Origin of the sequence: Actinotignum timonense (assembly GCF_030216305.1) — a bacterium.
Taxonomy (GTDB): Bacteria; Actinomycetota; Actinomycetes; order Actinomycetales; family Actinomycetaceae; genus Actinotignum; species Actinotignum timonense_A.
In genome coordinates this window covers 140,596-161,711 of the sequence record NZ_JASOKT010000002.1, presented here as the reverse complement: position 1 = coordinate 161,711, position 21,116 = coordinate 140,596, and the positions used below count along the sequence as shown (strand labels likewise).

Here is a 21,116-nt window from a genome sequence, read left to right as displayed (position 1 = left end):
GACCGAAGCGCTCCTGGCATAATACTGAGTATGAAACAGACCTCGCCTGAGGGCACGAACGGCATTGATGCCGCCCGCGCCGCCGATAATACGCTCGCTCACACCGATCAGAACATCGAACAGAACACCGCTGCCACCACCGCGGATGCCTCCACTCCGACCACGACACAGACCCCCGCACCTGCCCCCGCCCCGGAAAAGAAGCGGGTGCGCATGTCGCGAGCGGACCGGCGTAAACAATTGGTGGGCGTGGCCCGCGAACTTTTCGCGGCCCAGGGTTTCGACGGGGTCTCCATCGAAGAAATCGCCGCGGCCGCCCAGGTCTCCAAGCCGGTTGTGTACGAACATTTCGGCTCCAAAGAAGGCATTTACAACGTGGTAGTGGATCGCGAGCTCGTCACGCTCACGGAATTACTTTCCGCGCGCATGAACATTGGCCTGCCCGAGCGCGAGGTGCTCGAGTCCATCGTCGTCGCCGTGCTGGATTATATTGAGCATAACGACGACGGTTTTCGCCTCCTCGTGCAGCGTTCGCCGGCCACGCTGGGCGGGGATTCCTTCTCAACCGTGATCGCGGATGTGGCTGATTATGCCTCGGATTTGCTGGCGCCCATGCTCGGGCGCAATGGTATTTCTCCGCAATACGCCCGCATTTACGGGCAGACGCTGGCCGGGGCGCTCGGCCAGGTGGGCCAGTGGTGGGTGGATGTGCGTCAACCCGATAAAGAAACGGTAGCCGAGCACGTGGTCAATTTTATGTGGAACGGCTTGCGCGGGCTGGAATCGCAGCCGCGCCTGCTCACCCGCGGCGGGCACTGAGCGCGCGTTGAGCGTGCGTGGGAACGCGCTGAGCCGGCACTAAGCGGGCACTGAGCCGGCGCGCATCCGGCATAATCCGGCCCGTCCCCCTTTCTTAATCTAGGTTTCACCGGGACTCTGGCATAGGATAGACGGCGACACGCAAATAGAACGATGGCGCTCTAGGTGACGTCACCGGTCTTGCGCGCGGCGGTTGCCCGTGTCTGGGCGGGCGGCGCGCTACCCTAGAATATTCATCAATCGCACAATAGCAAGGACGTACCCTTTATGCTCTCCGTTGAGAACATCTCCAAGAGTTTCGGGTCGCGCAAAGTGTTGCAGGATCTTAGCTTCGCGGTTCGCCCCGGTGAAATCTTCGGTTTCGTCGGCTCGAACGGGGCCGGGAAAACCACTGCGATGCGCATTATGCTCGGCCTCCTGAGTAAAGATTCCGGGCAGGTGACCTGGAATGGCCAGCCCATTGATTTCGCGGCACGCCAGCGCATCGGCTATATGCCAGAAGAACGCGGCCTCTACCCGAAGATGCAGGTCGATAAGCAGCTGATGTATTTCGCGCGCCTGCACGGGATGAGCCCGGATGCGGCACAGGCCGCTATGGAACGCTGGACGGATCGCCTCGGGGTGGGCTCGCGCCGGGAGGATGCCGTCCAGAAGCTTTCCCTCGGTAACCAGCAGCGCGTGCAGCTGGCCGCCGCTCTCATTCACGATCCCGAACTCCTCATCCTTGACGAACCTTTCTCCGGTTTGGACCCGGTGGCGGTGCGCACCATGAGCGATACGCTGCGCCAGAAGGCCGATGAGGGCGTTCCGGTTATTTTCTCCTCCCACCAGCTTGACCTGGTCGAACGCCTCTGCGATAGCGTGGGAATCCTCGCGGGTGGAAATATCGTGGCCCGCGGCACCGTAGATGAGCTGCGTAATTCCGGTAACCCGCCCTACGCACTGGCGGTGCGCGCGGAGGAAACCGCGCTGCGCACGGCCCTCAGCCAAGCCGGATTCACCGTCCACCCCGATCCGCTGGCCGGCACCTCGGAGGCGCCGCTGAGCGCGGGAATTGCGCGGGTGCTCGTGGAGACCGCGCCCGCTAACCCCACCCCCACCGCAGACCCCACCGCCGCGCTTCTCGCCGCTGCCCAGCAGGCCGGCACCGTGGTGGAATTCGCCCAGCGCCGCCCCCACCTCACGGAATTGTTCCGCGACGTTGTTCAGGTGCCCTCCACAAACGAAGATGACGCGGCCGCACCCAAGAAAAAGCGCGGCCTGCTCGGCTCGCTGTTCGGAAAGAAGGCTAAGTAATGGTACGCACTGTTTTCGCACGCGAGTTCAAGAACGTTTTCGCTTCCCGCGCCACCATGATTTCCCTCGCGGTTATGTGGGTCATCGCTATTGTGGCCGGCTTCGCGGGCCGCGTCTTCCTGGGCGGAGACGATGAAGCTAACGGCGCCGCCCCGGCCGCGCAAGCCCAGGGCATTTACCTGGAGGCCAGCGCCGCGCAGCTCCAGCCCTACCTGGAGAGTGCCGGTTTCGCCGCCCTCCCCACCTCCAATATCGCCGCCGAGCTGGCCACCGAAGAACCGGAAGCGGAAATCGGCATTTCCGGCACGGCCCTCGATCCGCAGATCGTGGCCACTTCCCCGGATCCGAAGGAGCTGCCCGCTCTCAAGAAGGTGCTCAGCACCTATGTGCTGGAGGAATCCGGGGTGGATGCCACGGTCCTCGCCCACCTGGATACTATTAATAATCTCCGGGTTCAGACGGTGAATTACACTCCCTCCGGTTTCGATGCGAATCCCATTGGTTTCCTTATCGGCTCGGTGAGTGCCATGCTGATTTTCTTCATGGTGATGGGCGGCATTGGCGCGGTAGGCGCCGGCGTCGTCGAAGAAAAATCCTCCCGCGTGGTGGAAATTATTTTGACCACGGTCCGCCCGCGCGTCCTGCTGCTCGGCAAAGTGCTGGGCCTGGGCGCCGGCTGGGTGGTCATCCTCTTCGGTTATATCGGCGCGATTATTACGGGCGTGGCCATTTCCGGGCTGGTTCCCGATCTCAGTTTCCTCCAGGAATTCGGGCTGGCCGGCATGGTGGCGCGCACGGTCGTGTGGATGGTGCTCGGCTACTTCACCGCCACCGCGCTGGTGGGCGGGCTGGCGGCCACGGTGTCCCGCCAGGAAGACCTGGCCGGCATCAACACCCCGGTCATGTTCCTCCAGTTCATCCCGTTCTACACCGCGCTCTACCTTATTCCGGCGCTGCCCGAGGCCGCGGTCACGAAGATTCTCTCCGTGCTGCCGTTCTTCGGCCCGTTCATGATGCCCATGCGCGCGGCCATCGGCGAGGTCCCGCTCGTGGAAGAACTGGCGGCGGTCGGCATCAACGCGCTCGGGGTCTTCCTGCTGGCGATTCTGGCCGGCAAGATTTACGAACGCTCGATTTTGCGGATGGGTGAGCGCGTCAAGCTCACGCAGATTTTCCGTAAGGCCGCCTAAATTCTGATGTAGTACGACGACGACGCACGCGGGGCCCGGGATTCTCCCGGGCCCCGCGTGTGTGTACGCCTGGCGGAATGGCCATTCTGGCTGGGTGGGTGCGCTCGCCTTAGCCCTCGGCTACTTCAGCTGCCTCCAACCACTGTTCTTCCAGCTCGTCAAGCTGGCCACTTGCCTCACTTAGCTCTTTGCCAATGCGCGCGAGTTCCTCATAGTCCCCGCTGACCGCGCAGGCGGTGCTGCGCTCCTCCAGCGTGGTGATCTGCTCGCGTAGCCGATTCATCCGTTTCTCGATGCGCTGCACTTCTTTGCGGGCTTCGCGCTGGAGGGCACTCGCGCTTTTCTCAGCCCGCTCCCCCGATGCACCGGACGCGGCTGCCGCAGCCCCGGAGCTGCCGGAGCCGCCTGCACCGCCGGCGCCCGCACGAGCATCTGCACCCGCGCGCGCTCCAGCCGCGCCCTTGGCACCCTCGCGCTCGCCCCGCTCCTCTTCACGCAGCCGCAAATACTCATCCACGCCGCCCGGCAAATCCCGCACGTGGCCACCCAGCACCGCGATCTGCCGGTCCGTCATGCGTTCGAGCAGGTAGCGGTCGTGGGAGACCACAATGAGGGTGCCCGGCCAGCCGTCCAGCACATCTTCCATCGCGGCGAGGGTATCGGTATCCAGGTCATTCGTCGGTTCGTCCAGGAGCAGCACATTCGGTTCGGCCATGAGCAGGCGCATGAATTGCAGGCGGCGCCGCTCCCCGCCCGAAAGTTCACTGACTCGCGTCCAGGCACGTTCGCGGGTGAATCCCATCCGCTCGGTCACCTGGCTCGCGGTGAGTTCCTTCTTCCCCACCTGCACGCGAGCTGCGACGTCGTTCACGGCCTCCACCACCCGCAAATCCGCAACCTCATCGAGTTCGCGAGTGTGCTGGGATAGTTCCGCGAGTTTCACGGTGGCTCCGCGTTTGACGTGCCCGGAAGTGGGCTGGAGCCGCCCGGCAATGAGCGCGAGCAGCGAGGATTTCCCGGCACCGTTCGCGCCCAGGATCCCCACGCGTTCACCCGGCGCAATCCGCCAGGTCACCCCGCGTAAAATTTCCGGGCCGCCGCCGTAGCGCAGGCTGACGTCCTCAAGATTAACCACTTCTTTACCTAAACGAGCGGCGGCCATGCGCGTCATTTCCACGGTATCGCGCGGGGCCGGAACATCCGCAATAAGATTTTCCGCCGCTTCGATACGGAAACGTGGCTTCGAGGTGCGGGCCGGGGCGCCGCGCCGCAGCCACGCCAGCTCCTTCCGCAATAAGTTATTGCGTTTTTCTTCGGCGAGCGCGGCCTGGCGTTCCCGCTCAGCGCGCTGGAAAATATAATCCGAATACCCGCCCTCGTAGGTTTCGACCCGGCCGGGAATCTGCCCGCGCGGCCCCTCCACCCCGGGCACCACTTCCCACAGGCGGGTTGCCACCGCATCCAGGAACCAGCGGTCGTGGGTGACGGCCACCAGCGCCCCGCGCGGGCGCGGCCCGCCGAAACGTTCCTTAATATAATGCGCCAGGAAAGTAATACCCTCCACGTCTAAATGGTTGGTCGGCTCGTCGAGAATAATAATATTCGCGTCTCGCGTGAGGGTGTGGGCCAGGGCCACCCGCCGGCGCTGCCCGCCGGAAAGCTCACGAACCCGCGCCTCGAGGGGAATATCGGGCAACAGCCCGGCATGCAGGTCCCGCACCCGCGCGTCACTGGCCCATTCGTGGCGAGCGGTTCCGGCGTGAATCGCCTCAAGCACCGTGGTATCGGGCAGCTCATCGGCCTGGGTGAGCGTAGCAAATTTTGCGGTATTGGTGGGAATCACCTCACCGCTGGTGGGCGCGAGCGCCCCGATGATGAGGCGCAGCACCGTGGTTTTCCCTCCCCCGTTCGGGCCGACGACGCCTATGCGGCTGCCGTCCTCTAAACTCAGGGAGACGTTGCTGAGAATATCGCGGCTTCCCAGGCTGACGCCCACGTCATGTACCGAAAGTAAATGTGCCATAGCTGGTGGTCCTTGGAATGGGTTTTTAGTTGGGGAGTTCGCGGGCCTGCACGATCCGCACATAATCGTCAATGGTGAGGGTTTCCCCGCGGGCCTGGGGCGATACCCCAGCCCGCTGAAGGATGGTTTCGGCGGCGGCCGGGCTGCCGGCCCAGGAACCCAGGGCACTGCGCAGAGTTTTACGCCGCTGAGCGAAAGCGGCGTCGATCACAGTGAAAACGCGTTCGCGCAGGTCATCGTTACCGGGCGCGGGCCGCAAGCGCAGGTGGACGAGGGCGGAATCCACATTCGGCTCCGGGTAGAAAACGTGGCGGGAGATTTTCGCGCCGCGGGTGGCACTGCCGTACCAGGCGGCTTTCACCGAGGGCACGCCGTAGGTGCGGGAGCCGGGGGCTGCGGCCAGGCGGTCGGCGACTTCCAGCTGCACCATCACGGTGATGGTTTCCAGGCTGGGCAGGGCTTCCATGAGGGTGAGGAGCACCGGCACCGCCACGTTATAGGGAAGGTTGGCCACCAGGGCGGTGGGGGCGAAGGGCTGCGTGCTGCCGGGATCGCCGGTGCTGGCGGTTACGGTGCCGGTTGCCGCGGCTCCGGTCTGGCCAGTGCGGAGCGCGGGCGGGCAAGCGAGTTGTTCGGGCCCGGTGATGCTCAGGGCATCCGCGTGCAGCAGCGCGAAATTCTCCGGGGCGCTGTGGCGGCGCGCCACGGTATCGGGGAGCGCGACAGCCAGGGCGGCGTCGATCTCCACCGCGGATACGTAGGCGCCGCTTTCCAGGAGCGCCAGGGTGAGGGAGCCTAGACCCGGGCCAATTTCGAGGACCTTATCCCCCGGGCCCACCCCGGCTTCCCGCACGATTTTGCGCACGGTGCCGCCGTCGTGCACGAAGTTTTGCCCCAGGGTTTTGGTGGGGCGAATATTCAGGGCCGTGCACAGCGCGCGCACGTCCACCGGGGTGAGGAGGGCAGTTCCAGCCGGGGTATCACCGGCCGGTTCACTACCGAGCGGTGTGCGGCCGGGCTGCGTGTTCCCGGGCGAGTCCTGTTGAGCAATATGATTGGCGACCACAGATGCAGTGTACCCGGCTAACTCGCGCTCTCGAAGCGAGGCCCAACGAACGGGGTTCCCAGAGTTACGAAAGTCCCTTCCCACCTCTCAGCTCTGCAAACGTAGACTCGCGCGAAAACGGCGCGGGAGAGTAGATGGGTTCACACCGAGACCGTTGATGAGAACCAGGACGACAGCCGCTGAAGAAAAAACAATCCAATACAGGCCGCGGTCCATTCCGGCTCCGATCAATGTCACGGAGACTATCCAACCAACTAAGGCACAGCATATGGCCACGATGAATGAGACACCCACCTGCGCGGTACGGATCTTCTTTGTACTCCAACCCAAGTTCCAGTACACAAATTCTTTGAGATCCCGCACAGCGGTTTGTTTCCTGCGCGCCAGGAGAAGCAGCACGCTCACTGCCAGGCCCGCCGCTGCCGCCAGGACTACAAGCACAGGTAGTAATACTTCAACAAGGGCTTCACCAATATCTAATCCGCGGGCACCTTTCCGGAACCACACGATCATTGTTACTACTTCACCAAGTAGCGCGCAGAACACTCCGATAAACAGTCCCTCAGCAACGGTTAACCAGCCTAGAAGAGAGATTCGCGGAAGATTCGAGCCGCTCCTTCGACTGGCGTAACGAAGCGGAAGGATAAGAAGGAGCGCATAGATAACAGCCCCGCAAACAAGCGGAATGCCTGCTAGTAATCGAGGTTGTTCCGCCACTGAAAACAGTGCCGTCGTTACAAGGGCACATGCGAGAAGAATCAGCCCCCACGCTTCTTCCCGAAGAACGGTTGCAAGACATGAGGATGAGGACCATCCTTGATTTTTGAGAACATTGAATCTGGTTCGTCTCGCGGCAAATTCCACCGCTCCCACCACCGCAATCACGCCGATGATGAGGAAGCCGCCCGCCTGCGCGATGGAGTGCACCAGAGTGGTGAGGAGGCTTGCCATGAAATCCGCTGCGCCTAGCACAACATAGCGATGATCGACCCAGCCAAGCGCTTCCACTTCTTGACGGCCGGCCTCGCTATCGGTTTGGCCCGCAGTTTGCGGTATCCAAATCTTCGCAGTTCCGAGTGATGAGCCTGCCACTACCCTGGCATCTACACCTATGGACCGGATTCGATCAGCCACTTTGCCGATGGCTACTAGCGCATCCTCCCGAGTTAGGCCCTCAAGATTCGCGACTCGTACCCTAATGGCGTTGATCGGGAGTTCCCCCGCAAGAGCTTCCGCGCTTCCGTAAGAAACCACTGCCGATGGTGGGTTCAGCGCAACACCGAGTCCTGAGCGGAGGTGGTCGATCCGTTCGCCTCCCTGCATCAGGTGATTTGAAGAATAAAGTCCGAGCGCTCCGAGAGGATCCGTGCCAGGTACATCATCCGTTTTCGTTTCCTGCGGAGTGAACTCGCCAACCTCAAACGGTGCACCACCGTCACGAACAACCGAGCCAAGAGAGGTGTCTAAGGGAGAGGTCGCACGATACGTAATCTCTGCTCCAATCTCCTGCGGAGTTACTTGCGCGGCTAGAGAATCAGACTCGTTATAAGAAGTATAAAGGGGAGCAATTCCTACGGGATTCACCACAAAGCTAGCCCGATATTCCTCGTCAGCCTGAGCACGCCGCGAAGCTTCATCTTCCGCCACCGTTTCACCCGCAGGAACCGGAGTGAGTTTCGGAGCGAAAACGTTATCGGCAGTAACGTAGGCGCCATTGGTATAGGTCTCAGTTATTCGCCCGTAGGTTTCCCCTCCCTGTTCTGGAAGAGGCAGCAAAACCGCACGCGAGCCAAAGGGGCTATTGTCATGCGCCAGATCAATGCGTTGCTCGACTGTGCCTACCGTTTTTCCATGCTTGTCGATGCTCTCTATGGCAACTGAGATAGAGATATTCGGTGAGAAATCCTGGTTGGCAACGTATCCAAATATCTGAGAATTTATCCCATATGCCCGCCACGGCACCGGACGACTACGTTCTGCCATTCCTGGCATTGCAGCGAGCGGCGCAATCTCCTCGTGTCCTTCTCCCGATCTCGCTTCCTGTGCCAGAGCAAGGTCTTGCTGAGTAACTACAACGCCGTTGGGAAGAGCCGCGAGATCATCTGCGCTAAGAGGATCTCCAAGGCCCAATTTACGTTCAACTACCTTGTCGAATTCAATAAGAGGATTGAGCCATTCTCCTGCTGACCCTAACATTTCACGTTCCGATACGGGATCTACTACTGCGACACTGGTTGCCACATCTGGCAGCGCAAAAGCCGTGAGAAGAACCGAGTTTTCATCCGGGATGGTGACGCTTGGATAGTGATACCGGTAGAGCTCTGGCCGCATGCCTATATGCGACTGAATTCCGGTGGGTTCGCCGCCGGTGGGCGTGGGCCGAGCAATGATTCCTGTGGCATCGAGGTCATATTGCGCCGTCCCTTTATCCAGAACCTTAGTTTCTGCCTCAAGCACTTGCCACGTGACGCGATAACTCTTCACAGGCGACGTTTGGAAATCTATTCCATCTGAGGCAATTTGCGGAAGTACCCAAAATCCTTTGTAACTGCCGAGAAAACCGACCGGTGCCGCCACTGACACACCCTCAATTTTTCTCACTTCTTCTAGTATTCGCGATTCCAGCTCCGGCAAGGTCTGCGCTGCATAGTTTTGTTCCAGCAGCGTCATTCCGGCTTTATCACGTGAAGAATAGAGACTCTCTCCTGCCTTTTTATCTGTGACCAGAATGTCGTAACGTCCGCGCCATTCGTCATCCATTTTGGCCCCGGCGAGGGAGTATGCCATGTGCGAGGCAAACACCCACGCGAAGCAAAACAGCGCTATGAGCACGTAAACAGCACTGCGCTTCCAACTGGGCCGGAACATTTACAGGCTCACTTTCGTGTCAGCAATGGCCCCAATCACGTCATCGTGAGTGGCGACAAGAATACCGGCTCCCCGCCGTGCCTCCAGCTGTAAAATCTCGGCAACCGTTTGCGCGTTTCCCAGATCAAGCGACGAGGTGGGTTCATCCAAGATCAATAGATCAGGTTGCTTTGCAAGCGCCCGTGCCAGCGCTACCCGCTGAGCTTCACCACCCGAAATCTTCGCTCCCCGACTATCCGAAATATCTGCGACGCCAAGCTTTTCCAGCCATGAGTGCGCCGTCGCTTTGTCAGCTCCCCCGCACATAACGTTCTTGAGAACAGTAAGGTCGCCTAGTAAAAGCGCTTTCTGGTCCACGTACCCAATATTTGCGCGCCGGATATGTTGCGCTTCGCTTTCACGCAAAGAACCGAGATCCCTATCGCACCAGGAGACTCTTCCCGAACTGGGAGGCAGCTTTCCATATGCCACATCGAGGACGGTACTTTTCCCCGAGCCCGAGCGGCCACCTACCGCTGTAATGCTCCCGGGCTCTACCGAAAAAGTAAGATCATCAAAAATAACCTTATTCGGCTTGCCAGCTACCGAATACACCAAGCTCACAGCTTCAAAACCTATGAGGGTCGTACAATCCATTTTTAACCGCCTCCCTTCGAACAGCTATTTACGGAGCATGTGATCTTATAAGACCCCTACCCCCGGTTGGTCACGCCCACACAACCAAGCAGAGATACACAATAATAAGAATCACAGCCGCCACTACCGCTATAAGCAAAGCAATTGCGCGGCGCTGCTGCCGGACAACTACACCACTGGAATCCGGTGAACCCCCGGAAGCCTCAGAACCCTGTGCGTACCCAGATTCCCCAGAATCTCCAACCAGGAATTTCCCCCACGCCAACCCGGCACCCACGAGGATCACGAATTGAATAACCCAGACGTACCAGGGTAGCCCCCATGACCGCAGCCCAACCATCGAGATCAGCGTCAACCCGCCAGCCAGTATCGTGCTTCTCACCACATTCATGGTGTAACTGTATACCCGGATAGTCACGTTTATTCAGCTTCCGGCACTGAGGGAAAACTATTGACTAACCCCGGCCGCGCATTCTCTTTGAGTAGCTCGGTTATCTGTTCCAGATCCCGTAATTGACCTCCGGCGACAGCGAAACACATGTCAGCTAGCGCGTCGTCGTTCATCATCAATGCGAAGCCGAACTCGTTGAGGGTAGCTTCGCATAGTAGCGCCCCGAGCCGCTTATTTCCGTCAAAAAGCGGGTGTTGGGTTTCTACTTCCAGCAGGATTTTCGCGGCTTTTTCGTGCGGACTCGGGTACAGTTCCACACCGTACATTTTCCCGAAGGTACCCTGGAAGCAGGAGCGCAGTCCGGCCCGGGAGCGCACATAAAATCCACGCCGCGCCAGCCAGCGTTCCACCGCGAATTCGTTGAGCCGCCTCAATTTCCCAAACGCTCCATCGCGGTAGCGCGCTTGGAATACAGTGCATCAAGCTGGTCCGCGACCTCAAGCTCGCTGCGAAGAGCCGCCAGGCTTTCGCGTAACACCTGCTCTTCGCTCATGCCGTAGCGAGCCGCGATATCCGCAATATCGCGCGCTAGTTTTTCACTAATCGTTATCGTGGCGCTCATAATCATGAGCGTATAAGCCGCCCGGCACCAGCGCAATACCGCTCTTGAGTAGCGGCGGTTGCGTAACGGCTGAGGGCTGCGGGCTTAAACCTTAGAGCTGCGGGCTTAAAGCTGCAGGCTTAGTACCACCCGCGGGAATTGGAATGCCCGAGCGCGGCGCAGGGGCTGCCGTAGCGGCCCTCAATATAACCCAGGCCCCAGCGGATCTGGGTGGCGGGATTGGTCTGCCAATCGGCACCGGCGGACGCCATCTTGGAGCCGGGCAGCGCCTGCGGAATACCGTAGGCCCCCGAGGAGCTGTTTTCGGCCAGGTGATTCCAATTCGATTCCCGGTTCCACAGCGTGACCAGGCAGGAGAACTGGTCCTGACCCCAGCCGTAAGCGGAGAGCATACCCGAGGCGATTTCCTGGGCGGTGCCGGCCGGAACCACGCTGGCGCTCCCGAGCGCCGCACTGCCACCGTCACCGCTCGCGCCCGCCACCGCGGCGGCGCTTTCCGAGGTCCCCACCTTGACCACTTCATCCATGCGGGCCTGCTTGACCGCGGAGAAGGTCAGGGTACGAGCAACTTCCTTGCCGTTTTCCACCCGGATTTCGTAGGTATTGGCAGAAATGCCATCCTTGCCTTCCGTTTCCACCTTGGTGGTGCCTTTGGCAAGCGCGGCGTCGTCGACCTTGGTGGAACCGTGCGCGTCCACCACCTCTTCGGTGACCACGCGCTTTTCCACCCGGGTGATGGTGACCTTCGCGCCGGGGGTGACCGCTTCGGCGAGGCTCTGCGAAACAACGTCATCCCCGGAAACCGTGATCCCGGCTTCCTGCAAAGCTTCCCCGAGAGTGCCCGCCGTGGTGGTGAGGGTGCGTTCTTCGCCTTCAAAATTAACGGTGAAAGAGTATTCGGAAACCGTAGCGCCGGCCGCGCGCGCCACCGGGAAACCATCCGCGTACGCATTGGCGGGCATGGACATATGCGACATCAGGCCGATACCACTGCCGGCCAGCAGCACGGCCCCGAGCGCGGCAACTCCGCGCCGGCTGAGCGGGAAAGCGCTGAGCTGGGCGTTCGCAGCGGTATCCTCCACCGCGGCGGGTGCCTGGAACGCGGTGCCGGTGGCCTGCGGCCGAGTGGCCAGCGCGGCCTGCACCGCCTCGCTCACCGCGCCGCGTTCCATCATGAGAGCCCGCGACCGCGGACCCGGGGTACGAACCTCAGCCCGAACGAATTGCTCGAGTCCCATTCCCTGTGCGCTGTGACGCCCCACTAAACTTCCTCCGTTGCTTGCGCGAGGACCCTCCGGCCTCGCTTTTATAACGAAACTATATCGAGTGTAATCATTTCGTAACATTTGGACAACGATTCGGAGAGGAAGGCTCGTTTTTCTTGAGATTTTCAAGAACGCTCATGCGGTTGTTACGTGATCTTTCCGCGGATTCTTGCGGTTTTTGCGCATGTGGTACGACGACGCCGCCAGCTGGCACATCGTAATCTGAGCGTTATTTCACATTGCCGGGGAGGGCTGGGGAGGCCCTGGCGGGGAGACTTAGCTAACGCGCCGCCAGCGCGGGCGTTACATCGATTACATTTAAGGCTATGAGCACTCAATATCCCGGATACGCACAGCAGCCTGTTCCTCCGAGCTACCCCGTTCCCTCCGCATCGAAGCGTGGCACCGGCGTGCTGCGCGGCCTGGCGGCTCTGACCACCGCGCTGAGCATCGCTCTTATTATCTTGTGCTTCACGCCGGTCCTGGCCCTGGGCGAAGATAATGCCTCGATCTTCGGGCTGGCGCATCCGGGTGGCGTGTGGCTGCCCGTGATCCTATACGGTGTCGGATTGCTCCTCGCGCTGCTGGCGGGAGTGCTCGGTTTGTTCATCACCGGCCGGGCAGCCCAGGCTTTTTCGTGGCTGGCGCCGCTGGGCGGGGCGATCACCCTGGGTGGGCTCGTGGCGCTCTCCTTGGATAGTTCGGTGGGTGCGCTCCGCGAATTCGGGGCGCAGTACACCGTGCTTTTCTGGGTGACCGGCGCGCTGGCCTTGGTTCTGGCACTGGTGGGGATCACGCAGGGGGTGGCTGCGGGAACGGCCGCTAAGAAATCCACGCGCCCCGCGTACCCGGGTTATCCCGGCTATCCCGCAGCGCAGCCCTACGGGCAGGACTATCCGGCGCAAGGGTACCTGAGCCAGGGCGCGCCGATGCAGGGTTATCCGCAGGGCTACGGCCAGGGCTACCCGGGTCAAGCTCAGTATCAGGGCCAGCAGCCCTATGCCCAGCAGTACCGCCAGCCCTACGGCCAGAATTACGGCCAGCAGGCTTATGCACAGCAGGGATACCCGCAAGGTAGCGGCCAGCCGCAAGCCCAAGCTCAGCAGACGGCTTCAAGCCAATCGGCTGCCCAATCCGGGCCGTCCGCCCAGAGTCCCGAGTCGGAAAGCCCGCAGAACTAACGAACCGCAAAGCTAACTAGGCCGCGCCCAGTTCCCCGTACACCGCCCGGGTGTTCTCCAGGAGCTGGGCGCACCAGTCTGCTTCGCTCACGCCGCGCAGCTCGGCCCCGAAACGTACCGTCCACGCCATCACGTAGGGTGCGTTGGGGTGGCCGCGCCAGGGCACCGGCGTGAGGTAAGGGGCATCGGTTTCCGCGAGGAGCAGCGCCGGATCAAAAGCTTGGAAGGCCGCGCGGAGTTCATCATTGGCCGGGTAGGTCATTTGCCCGCCAAAACTTCCGTACCAGCCTTCCTGGTTGCACAGCTCGGCAAGCGCGGCGTCACCGGAAAAAGCGTGGAAAACTACGCGACTCGGGGCGCCGTCACGGCGCAGTACCTCCACGCAATCGGCGTGGGCTTCGCGGTCGTGAATCTGAACGGGCAGGTCGAGCTCGCGCGCGAGGGCGAGGTGGGCGCGGAACGCCTCAATTTGGGCGGCGCGGCCCTCCTCGGAAGTGCGGAAATAGTCGAGCCCGGTTTCCCCAATAGCAACGACGGCGCTGGAGCGGGCCGCCTCCGCCACCCGGCCAATGGCATCCTCCAAGCTGAGGGCGTGGTGAGCGGCAAGCTCCTGGGCTAACCCATCCGGGCCGGTCGCGGTGATGCCGCGGTGCCGGGCGGCCTCATTGGGGTGAATCGCGAGCGCGGCGGAAAAGTGGGCGCGATCCGCTTCCGCCACCGCAACCGTCGGCAGCAGATCCGGGACCTCGCAGGCGCAGGTAATGGCGTGGCAGACCCCGGCGGCGTCCATGGCGGCGGCTTCCTCGCTCGGCAGCATCCGCCCGCGCGGCGGGGTGAGCGCCTCCCCCGCCGGCACCCAAATATGGGTGTGGTTATCGATAACCGGGCCGGCAAGCCGGGCCGGAGCATCGGGCAGGTACCAGCGGCGGGCCCGCTTTTTCTCCTTCGCGGAAAGGGCCGCGAATTCTTCCGGCGCTAATTCATTGCGCACGGCACCATTCGGAACCGCTCCATTCGCAACTGCTCCATTCGGTGCCACGTCACGCGCGGCCCCGTCCCGCACCGATTCATTGCGCACGCTTAGCCCTCAACAACGCGTCGAGGCGCTCCAGTTCCTCATCAACCACGCTGGTATCCAGCTTGGTGAAAACCGGGGACGGCTTCGAAATCGGGGTGCCAACCGTAACCTCAACTCGCGCCCACGGATGCGGATCGGAATAATCCCCGGTAATAATCGGGTAGGGCTTACCGGAATCCAGGTCGGTGACTTCTTCCAGGCGCGGCATCGGGGCAATATCACCGGCACCGCCCAGCACCCGGTCCACCGTATTCGAGGAATGCGGAAGGAATACGCTCATCATGGTATTGAGATCAGAAACCACCTGGATGAGGGTGTGCAACACCGTGCCCAGGCGTTCACGCTGGGAAGGATCCTTCATCTTGAAAGGTTCGGTCGCGGAAACGTAACCATTGGCCTCCCCCACCAGCCGCATAATTTCCGTGAGCGCGGCGCGCTGGCGGTGCGCGGCAATGGCATCACCCACGGTGGTGAATCCGGCTTCCACCGCGTCCAGGAGCTCCCGGTCCATATCCTCAAGCGGCCCGGCCGCCGGGATTTCCCCGAAGTTCTTGGCGATCATGGCCGCGGTGCGATTGACGAGGTTCCCCCAGCCGGCCACCAGCTCGGAATTATTACGCCGCACAAATTCCGCCCAGGTGAAATCAGCGTCGGAAGTTTCCGGGCCGGCAATGGAAATAAAGTAGCGCAGCGCATCGGGCTGGTAGCGCGAGAGTACATCACGCACATAAATAACCACACCCTTGGACGAGGAGAACTTCTTGCCTTCCATGGTGAGGAATTCCGAAGCCACCACCTGGGTGGGCAGATTAAGCGCACCTAAATCCCCGGGCTGGCCGCCGCGGCTCCCCTCCCCGTTATAGGCGAGGAGTTCGGCCGGCCAGATCTGGGAATGGAAAACAATATTATCCTTCCCCATGAAGTAGTAGGAGCGGGCCTCCGAATCATTCCACCAGGCCCGCCAATCCTCCCGGCTCCCCACTCCGCGCGCTTCACGCCGGCGTGCCCATTCAATAGAGGCGGATAGGTAACCGATAACGGCGTCGAACCACACATAGAGGCGCTTGGAGGGCTGATCTTCCCACCCGGGTACCGGAATGCCCCAGCTAATATCCCGGCTCATGGCACGGGGGCGTACATCCTCCAGGAGGTGCTTGGAAAATGAGATAACGTTCGGGCGCCACTTCCCAGATTCTTCCACCTCATCAAGCCACTGCCCCAGGCGCTCCGCCAGCGCCGGCAAATCCAAGAAATAATGCTCGGTTTCGCGGAATTGCGGGGTCTTCCCGGAGACCTTGGAGACCGGGGCGATAAGATCCTGCGGATCGAGTTGGTTACCGCAACTATCGCACTGATCCCCACGGGCCGAGGTGTTACCGCACAGCGGGCAGGTGCCTTCAATATAGCGATCCGGGAGGGTGTTCCCGGTTTCCGGATCGAAGGCAACCGGGGCGGAGTGCACCACCATGTAACCGTTATCCCGGCACACCTCAAACATCTGCTGCACAACCCGCTCGTGATTAACCGTGGTAGTACGGGTGAACAGATCGTAGGAAAGCCCGAGCGCCACGAGGTCCTCCACAATAATGCGATTATTGCGGTCCGCGAGTTCTTCCGGGGTAATTCCCTCCGCGTCGGCCGAAACCAAAATCGGGGTGCCGTGTTCATCGGTACCCGAGACCATGAGGACATCCTCCCCCACCATGCGCATATAGCGCGAGAACACATCCGAGGGAACACCGAATCCAGCAACGTGACCAATATGGCGCGGGCCGTTGGCATACGGCCAGGCAACAGCGGAGAGAATATGAGTCATGGCCACCATTCTACTAGCGTGCCGGCGCGCGTGCCCGCTAGCTGACTTCCGCGCGCGCCCGCTAGCGCGCCCGCATCCCCGCGCCTAAACTATAAGGGCGCGGCGCCACCATTGCGTTAAACCAGCCGGCCGCCGCGCACCGCGTGATGACCCGCTTCATCAGGAGGATGACTATGGATGAGACCCGCGCACTCATCATTGTTGATGTACAACCCACATTCTGCGAAGGCGGCAGCCTCGGGGTAGATGGCGGTAACGCCGTTGCCGAACGCATTGCAGATTTCGTCACCGATAACGCCGAGGAATACGCTCTCATCGCCACCACCCAGGATTGGCATATTGATCCGGGTCCGCATTTTTCCGAGAATCCAGATTTTGTGGATAGCTGGCCGCCCCACGGCGTGGCCGATACCCCGGAGGCGGAGCTGCACGAATCCATCGCGGCACTTCCTATCGACGTGCAGTTCAAGAAGGGCCAGTACGCCTCGGGCTATTCCGGGTTCGAGGGCACCGATCCGCAGGGCAATCTCCTCGAGGACGTGCTGCGCACCGCCGAGGTCACGGATGTGGACGTGGTGGGTATTGCCGAATCGCATTGCGTGCGCGCCACCGCCATCGACGCGGTCCGTAACGGTTTCCGCACCCGCGTTTTTTCCGACCTCACCGTGCCCACCTCCCCGGAACTCGGGGCCGCGGCCCGCGTGGAGATGGACGAAGCGGGCGTGGAGCAGCTGCATTCCTCGGAGGCCTTCGGTTTCTACGAAGAGTCTGAGGTTCCGGATGAATTCGATGATCCGTACGACGACGCCGCAGCTGGCGAGGAGGAACTCGAGCACCTCGATGAGGATTACGAGCTCTACGAGGACGATGATTTCGATGACTACGCCGAAGAAGACGAAGATATCGACTTTTCGGATGAGGTCAATGAGGCCGATTTCGATTTCTCCGATATCGACTACCGCCCCGGAATGGACTCCGCGAAATAGCGCGGCTGTACCAGCCGGCCAGCCCTGTGCCAGCCGGCCAGCCGGCCCGCGCGCGGCCCGCTAAACCGAGCGCCAGAAGTCTTTGACCAGCTCCTCGCGGTTAGCCACCTGGCTTTTCTTGAGGATATTGTGCACGTGCACCTTCACCGTGGAGGGCGATAGATAGAGCTCGCTAGAAATCTGGGAATTTGTTTTCCCGCGCATGAGGTAGCCGAGGACTTCTTCTTCGCGCTTCGATAGCCCCCGAGCCTGGGAATAGAACACCAGGGAGGATTCGATAAAATCCTCCTCCAGGTGATTGACGGTTTCCGGGGGCCGGTCGAAGTGGATGCGCAGCACCCGCACCCCGAAACGCATCACGTGGATCACCCAGCAGATGTACATGAGGTTTTCCAAGAAATTGCGTTCAGGAAGGAAGGCCAGCGCGGAAGCGCTATCCGCGTGGGGAGCCACGAGGAAAATAAAGGTAATATTCCAGGCGAAGGTTCCCAGTACCGCCACCCAGGTAGCAACGTAAAGCCAACGGTGGCGGCGCTGGCGAATTTTCTCCACCCCGGTGGTGGCATGCAGATAATTCCACGTTGCCACACTGAGGATCCCGATCACCACGATGCCGCGCATGGAGAAGAAAACGAATTCCCGCCAGGCCGGATCGGGAATCAGCAAAGCCCCGGCACTCCCCACAATAAAAATCCCGGCCGGGATGAAAGTGCTGTGCCACTCCACTTTCGCTTCCGGTTCCGTCATGAAGGTGGCGTAGGTCAGCCAGATAAGCCCCATGAGCAGCGCCCCCAGGGTGATGGATTCCAGGGGCGCGGTGATGTGGTAGACGCTGTCAATATTGCGTGGATGGGTGAAGTCCGTGCGGGCCACGGTTGCGACGTCGAAAAAATACACGAGGAAAAGGGCGGCGCAACACACAAACATGCGACGGCGCGAAACGAGATAACACGCAAGCGCCGTCGCCGAACCCATGAGGATGAAGAGTCCCACCATCCAGGTGTAATAAAACAGTCCTATCGTCATTGCACAGCTCCGTTGCCTTCACCACGCGATTCCGCCACGGTTGCCGGCCACGCGGGATCGCGAGCGCGAGTGTCTCGCGCCACACCGTTTCATTATAAAAGTATTAACCGCCACGCCGAAATACCGGGCCGGCGGAATGCACGCTGCGGCCCCGGCGGTACCAAGCCCGCCGGAGCCGCGCGTTTCGGCTATTTTTTAGCCGTATTCTTCGCGCCTACGCGCCGTAGATAAGCACCTGAGCCACGCAGGCCACCCCGCCGAAGCCGAGTACGAAGAGCACCATCGGCCACACGAAGCGGAACCAATGCTGGTACTTCATATCGAGCATCTGCAAAGTTGCCATGACCAGGCCCGTGGGTGCCAGGAAGAGCATCGCGTACTGACCCCATTGATACGCACAAACGATGATCCACCGCGGGATACCCACGGCGTCGGCCAGCGGCGCCATAATCGGCATGGCCAGCACGGCCAAACCGGAGGAGGACGGCACCACAAAACCGAGCACGAAGAAGATCAGCAGCATAATGATAATGAAGAGCGGGCCGGACATCCCCGAGACCAGGTTCGTTGCCGAATGGAGCAGGGAGTCGGAAATGAGGCCGTCGTTCATCACGATATTGATGCCGCGCGCCAGTCCGATAATGAGCGAAACGCCCACCAGTCTGGAGGAGCCTTCGATGAAAGCGTCCGTCAGCTGTTTCTCATTGAGCCGGTCCTTCCCGAAGAGGGAAATCGCCATGACCGCGATGGTAATGGTGAGGAAGGAGGCCGCCATGGTCGGGAACCACCAGCCCATGGCCATAACGCCCCACACCATAATCGGGAAGGCGGATACGAAGAGAACGAGGATGATTTTCTTCTGCCAGTTGAAGGCGGGAACATCATCGGCGTGGGTGGTCATCGCCCACTGCTTCTCGAAAGCTTCGTGATCTTCGTAAACGTAGGACTTCGTGAAGTCCTTCTTAATCATTTTTGCGTAGCGGTGCAGGTACCACACCACCACGATGGCACCCACGATACAGCCGCCCACGCGCCAGATAATGCCGTCCGTGAAGGGGATACCTGCGGCATTGGAGGCGATCACCACGGAGAAGGGGTTGATCGTGGAGAAGGTGGTTCCCATGGATCCGGCCAGGAAGATCGCGCCCACACAGATAATGGAGTCGTATCCCATGGCCAGGAATATAGGGACCAGAATCGGGTAGAAGGCCACCGCTTCTTCTTCCAGGCCGCACAGCGATCCGCCTACCACCATGAAGACGGATACCGCAAAGACGAGGAGGAATTCGTGGCCCTTGGTTTTCTTCGTCAGCGCGATAAGCCCTGACTCGAATGCACCTGTTTTTCTCACCACCCCGATGAGGCCACCGAGCACGAAGATGAAGACCATAATGTCCACCGCTTCGATCGTGCCGTGCACCATGGCGACCGGAATATCGGCGACGCTGGCCGGATTCTGCTCGAGGGACTCATAGGATCCCGGTACCGAGATCGGCTTATTGAGGGCCCCAGAGGTGAATTGGGAAAGGTCAATATCCATGCCCAATTCGCTCAGGGTGTCCTGGGTGCCGGGGTATTCCTTGGTTTCCCCCTGCGGGCTGAGCACGGAGAAGGTGCCGGTATCCGAGCTGTAGCTCAGCTTGGCGTAGGAGCCGGCCGGCACCAGCCACGTGGCGATAGCCGCCACGATGGTCAGGAAGAAGAGGATCGTGAAAGCGCCCGGGATGGTTATACCGCGCCGCTTCTTGCGGGGTGTTGTTGTGCCGGTGTCTTCGTCGGCCCCATTGCCGACGGGGGCATCGTTTGTGCGTGTTGTCATGATTGTGTCCTTCGGACTTAGGCGATGATCGCGGTGCCGCTCTCCCCGGAAATGCCCTGTTCGGCCTTTTCCAGAGAGGTAATAATGGCGCGCTTGCCAGCCACGCCGTCCACGAATTCGAGGCAGGCTTCCACCTTGGGCAGCATGGACCCGGGGGCGAATTGTTCTTCCTCGATGTACTGGCGGGCCTGAGCCACCGTCATTTCGGGCACATCGCGCTGCGTGGGTTTGTTGAAATCAATGGCGACCGCGTCCACGGCGGTGAGGATGAGGAGAGTATCGGCGTCGACCTCCCGCGCCAGCAGCGCGGCGGTGCGATCCTTATCGATGACGGCCGCGACTCCGCGGTATCCCGAGCCTTCCTTGACCACCGGGATGCCGCCACCACCGGCCGCGATCACGATGGTGCCGGCCTCCACGAGCGAGCTAATAACATCGCGTTCCACGATGGAGACGGGGAGCGGGGAGGCCACCACCCAGCGCCAGCCGCGTCCGGCATCCTCCACGTATTTGTTTCCGGTTTCCTCCATGAGGACCCGGGCCTGTTCTTCGGTGAAGAAAGCCCCCACCGGCTTGGTTGGGCGCCCGAAAGCGGGATCTGCGGCGTCGACCTCCGTTTGGGTGACCACCGAAATAACCGGGCGGGCAATCTGCCGCGCCGCGAGTTCGGCCTCGATGGCCTGCTGGAGGTGGTAACCGATATAGCCCTGGGACATGGCGCCGCATTCGGCGAAGGGAATCGACGGTGTTTCCCCGGCGGCCGCGGAATTATCGGTCGCGACCTTGATCATGCCCACCTGCGGGCCGTTCCCGTGGGTGACAACGACGTCGTTGCCGGTTGCCACCAAATCCACGATGGAGCGGGCGGTTTCCTTAATAAGTTCGAGCTGCTGCTCCGGGGTTTTCCCGAGCGCATTGCCGCCTAGCGCAACCACAATTTTTTCGCCGGCGGTACGGGTGTTTTCCTGAGTCATCTTCTGTCCTTTTCACGCGCGGGCGACGCGCCGCGGGGTGGCCCTGCTACCTGCAGCCAG

General features: G+C 61.1%; 17 protein-coding genes. 5 read left to right on the top strand and 12 right to left on the bottom strand.

The genetic code is table 11. The features are described from left to right. The first annotated feature begins 30 nt into the window (after window positions 1-30). From QP305_RS02415 to QP305_RS02405, 3 genes are all read left to right on the top strand, one after another. A complete protein-coding gene (locus QP305_RS02415; RefSeq protein ID WP_284903761.1) occupies window positions 31-819 on the top strand; it encodes a TetR/AcrR family transcriptional regulator in 789 nt (262 codons plus the stop codon). Window positions 820-1,086: 267 nt separating this feature from the next. Continuing rightward, window positions 1,087-2,115 (top strand): ABC transporter ATP-binding protein, encoded by a 1,029-nt coding sequence (locus QP305_RS02410; RefSeq protein WP_284903759.1) that lies wholly within the window; start codon window positions 1,087-1,089, stop codon window positions 2,113-2,115. Then, complete coding sequence (locus tag QP305_RS02405; RefSeq protein ID WP_284903757.1) at window positions 2,115-3,305, top strand: ABC transporter permease; 1,191 nt, start codon at window positions 2,115-2,117, stop codon at window positions 3,303-3,305. Before QP305_RS02410 ends, QP305_RS02405 begins: the two co-directional genes overlap by 1 nt. A gap of 109 nt (window positions 3,306-3,414) precedes the next feature. Here QP305_RS02405 and QP305_RS02400 read toward each other — a convergent pair whose 3' ends face one another. The 7 genes from QP305_RS02400 to QP305_RS02370 form a co-directional block, all read right to left on the bottom strand. After that, a complete protein-coding gene (locus QP305_RS02400) occupies window positions 3,415-5,328 on the bottom strand; it encodes an ABC-F family ATP-binding cassette domain-containing protein (RefSeq protein ID WP_284903756.1) in 1,914 nt (637 codons plus the stop codon). Between the two features lie 25 nt (window positions 5,329-5,353). Then, on the bottom strand, window positions 5,354-6,394 hold the full coding sequence (locus tag QP305_RS02395) for a ribosomal RNA small subunit methyltransferase A (RefSeq protein WP_434736381.1): 1,041 nt from the start codon (window positions 6,392-6,394) through the stop codon (window positions 5,354-5,356). Window positions 6,395-6,481: 87 nt separating this feature from the next. Further along, window positions 6,482-9,154, bottom strand: coding sequence for a hypothetical protein (locus QP305_RS02390; protein ID WP_284903753.1), 2,673 nt, complete (start codon window positions 9,152-9,154; stop codon window positions 6,482-6,484). Window positions 9,155-9,262: 108 nt separating this feature from the next. Beyond that, window positions 9,263-9,898, bottom strand: coding sequence for an ATP-binding cassette domain-containing protein (locus QP305_RS02385; protein WP_284903752.1), 636 nt, complete (start codon window positions 9,896-9,898; stop codon window positions 9,263-9,265). Between the two features lie 420 nt (window positions 9,899-10,318). Then, complete coding sequence (locus tag QP305_RS02380; protein WP_284903751.1) at window positions 10,319-10,723, bottom strand: Fic family protein; 405 nt, start codon at window positions 10,721-10,723, stop codon at window positions 10,319-10,321. Further along, entirely contained in the window at window positions 10,720-10,911 is a 192-nt protein-coding gene (locus QP305_RS02375; RefSeq protein ID WP_284903749.1) for a hypothetical protein, read from the bottom strand. The genes QP305_RS02380 and QP305_RS02375 overlap by 4 nt, the downstream gene beginning before the upstream one ends. Window positions 10,912-11,030: 119 nt before the next feature. After that, window positions 11,031-12,173 (bottom strand): G5 domain-containing protein, encoded by a 1,143-nt coding sequence (locus tag QP305_RS02370; RefSeq protein ID WP_284903746.1) that lies wholly within the window; start codon window positions 12,171-12,173, stop codon window positions 11,031-11,033. A 329-nt stretch (window positions 12,174-12,502) separates the two neighbouring features. Between QP305_RS02370 and QP305_RS02365 the strand changes: the two genes are divergently transcribed. Next, complete coding sequence (locus tag QP305_RS02365; protein ID WP_284903744.1) at window positions 12,503-13,357, top strand: hypothetical protein; 855 nt, start codon at window positions 12,503-12,505, stop codon at window positions 13,355-13,357. Window positions 13,358-13,373: 16 nt separating this feature from the next. Here the strand turns inward: QP305_RS02365 and QP305_RS02360 are convergent, their stop codons facing one another. Next, a complete protein-coding gene (locus QP305_RS02360) occupies window positions 13,374-14,348 on the bottom strand; it encodes a TatD family hydrolase (RefSeq protein ID WP_284903742.1) in 975 nt (324 codons plus the stop codon). Window positions 14,349-14,424: 76 nt separating this feature from the next. Next, on the bottom strand, window positions 14,425-16,251 hold the full coding sequence (gene metG / locus QP305_RS02355; RefSeq protein ID WP_284903739.1) for a methionine--tRNA ligase: 1,827 nt from the start codon (window positions 16,249-16,251) through the stop codon (window positions 14,425-14,427). A 173-nt stretch (window positions 16,252-16,424) separates the two neighbouring features. Here metG and QP305_RS02350 point away from each other — a divergent pair, with 173 nt between their 5' ends. Continuing rightward, window positions 16,425-17,237: an isochorismatase family protein gene (locus tag QP305_RS02350; protein WP_284903737.1), complete on the top strand. Its 813-nt coding sequence runs from the start codon at window positions 16,425-16,427 to the stop codon at window positions 17,235-17,237. Between the two features lie 60 nt (window positions 17,238-17,297). Here QP305_RS02350 and QP305_RS02345 read toward each other — a convergent pair whose 3' ends face one another. From QP305_RS02345 to arcC, 3 genes are all read right to left on the bottom strand, one after another. Next, the gene (locus QP305_RS02345) at window positions 17,298-18,263 is read right to left on the bottom strand and encodes a helix-turn-helix transcriptional regulator (protein WP_284903735.1); all 966 of its coding nucleotides are present in this window, start codon (window positions 18,261-18,263) and stop codon (window positions 17,298-17,300) included. Between the two features lie 214 nt (window positions 18,264-18,477). Continuing rightward, window positions 18,478-20,082 (bottom strand): YfcC family protein, encoded by a 1,605-nt coding sequence (locus QP305_RS02340; RefSeq protein ID WP_284903732.1) that lies wholly within the window; start codon window positions 20,080-20,082, stop codon window positions 18,478-18,480. Window positions 20,083-20,099: 17 nt separating this feature from the next. Continuing rightward, window positions 20,100-21,056, bottom strand: a complete 957-nt coding sequence (gene arcC / locus QP305_RS02335) for a carbamate kinase (protein WP_284903731.1) — start codon at window positions 21,054-21,056, stop codon at window positions 20,100-20,102. Window positions 21,057-21,116 lie beyond the last annotated feature (60 nt).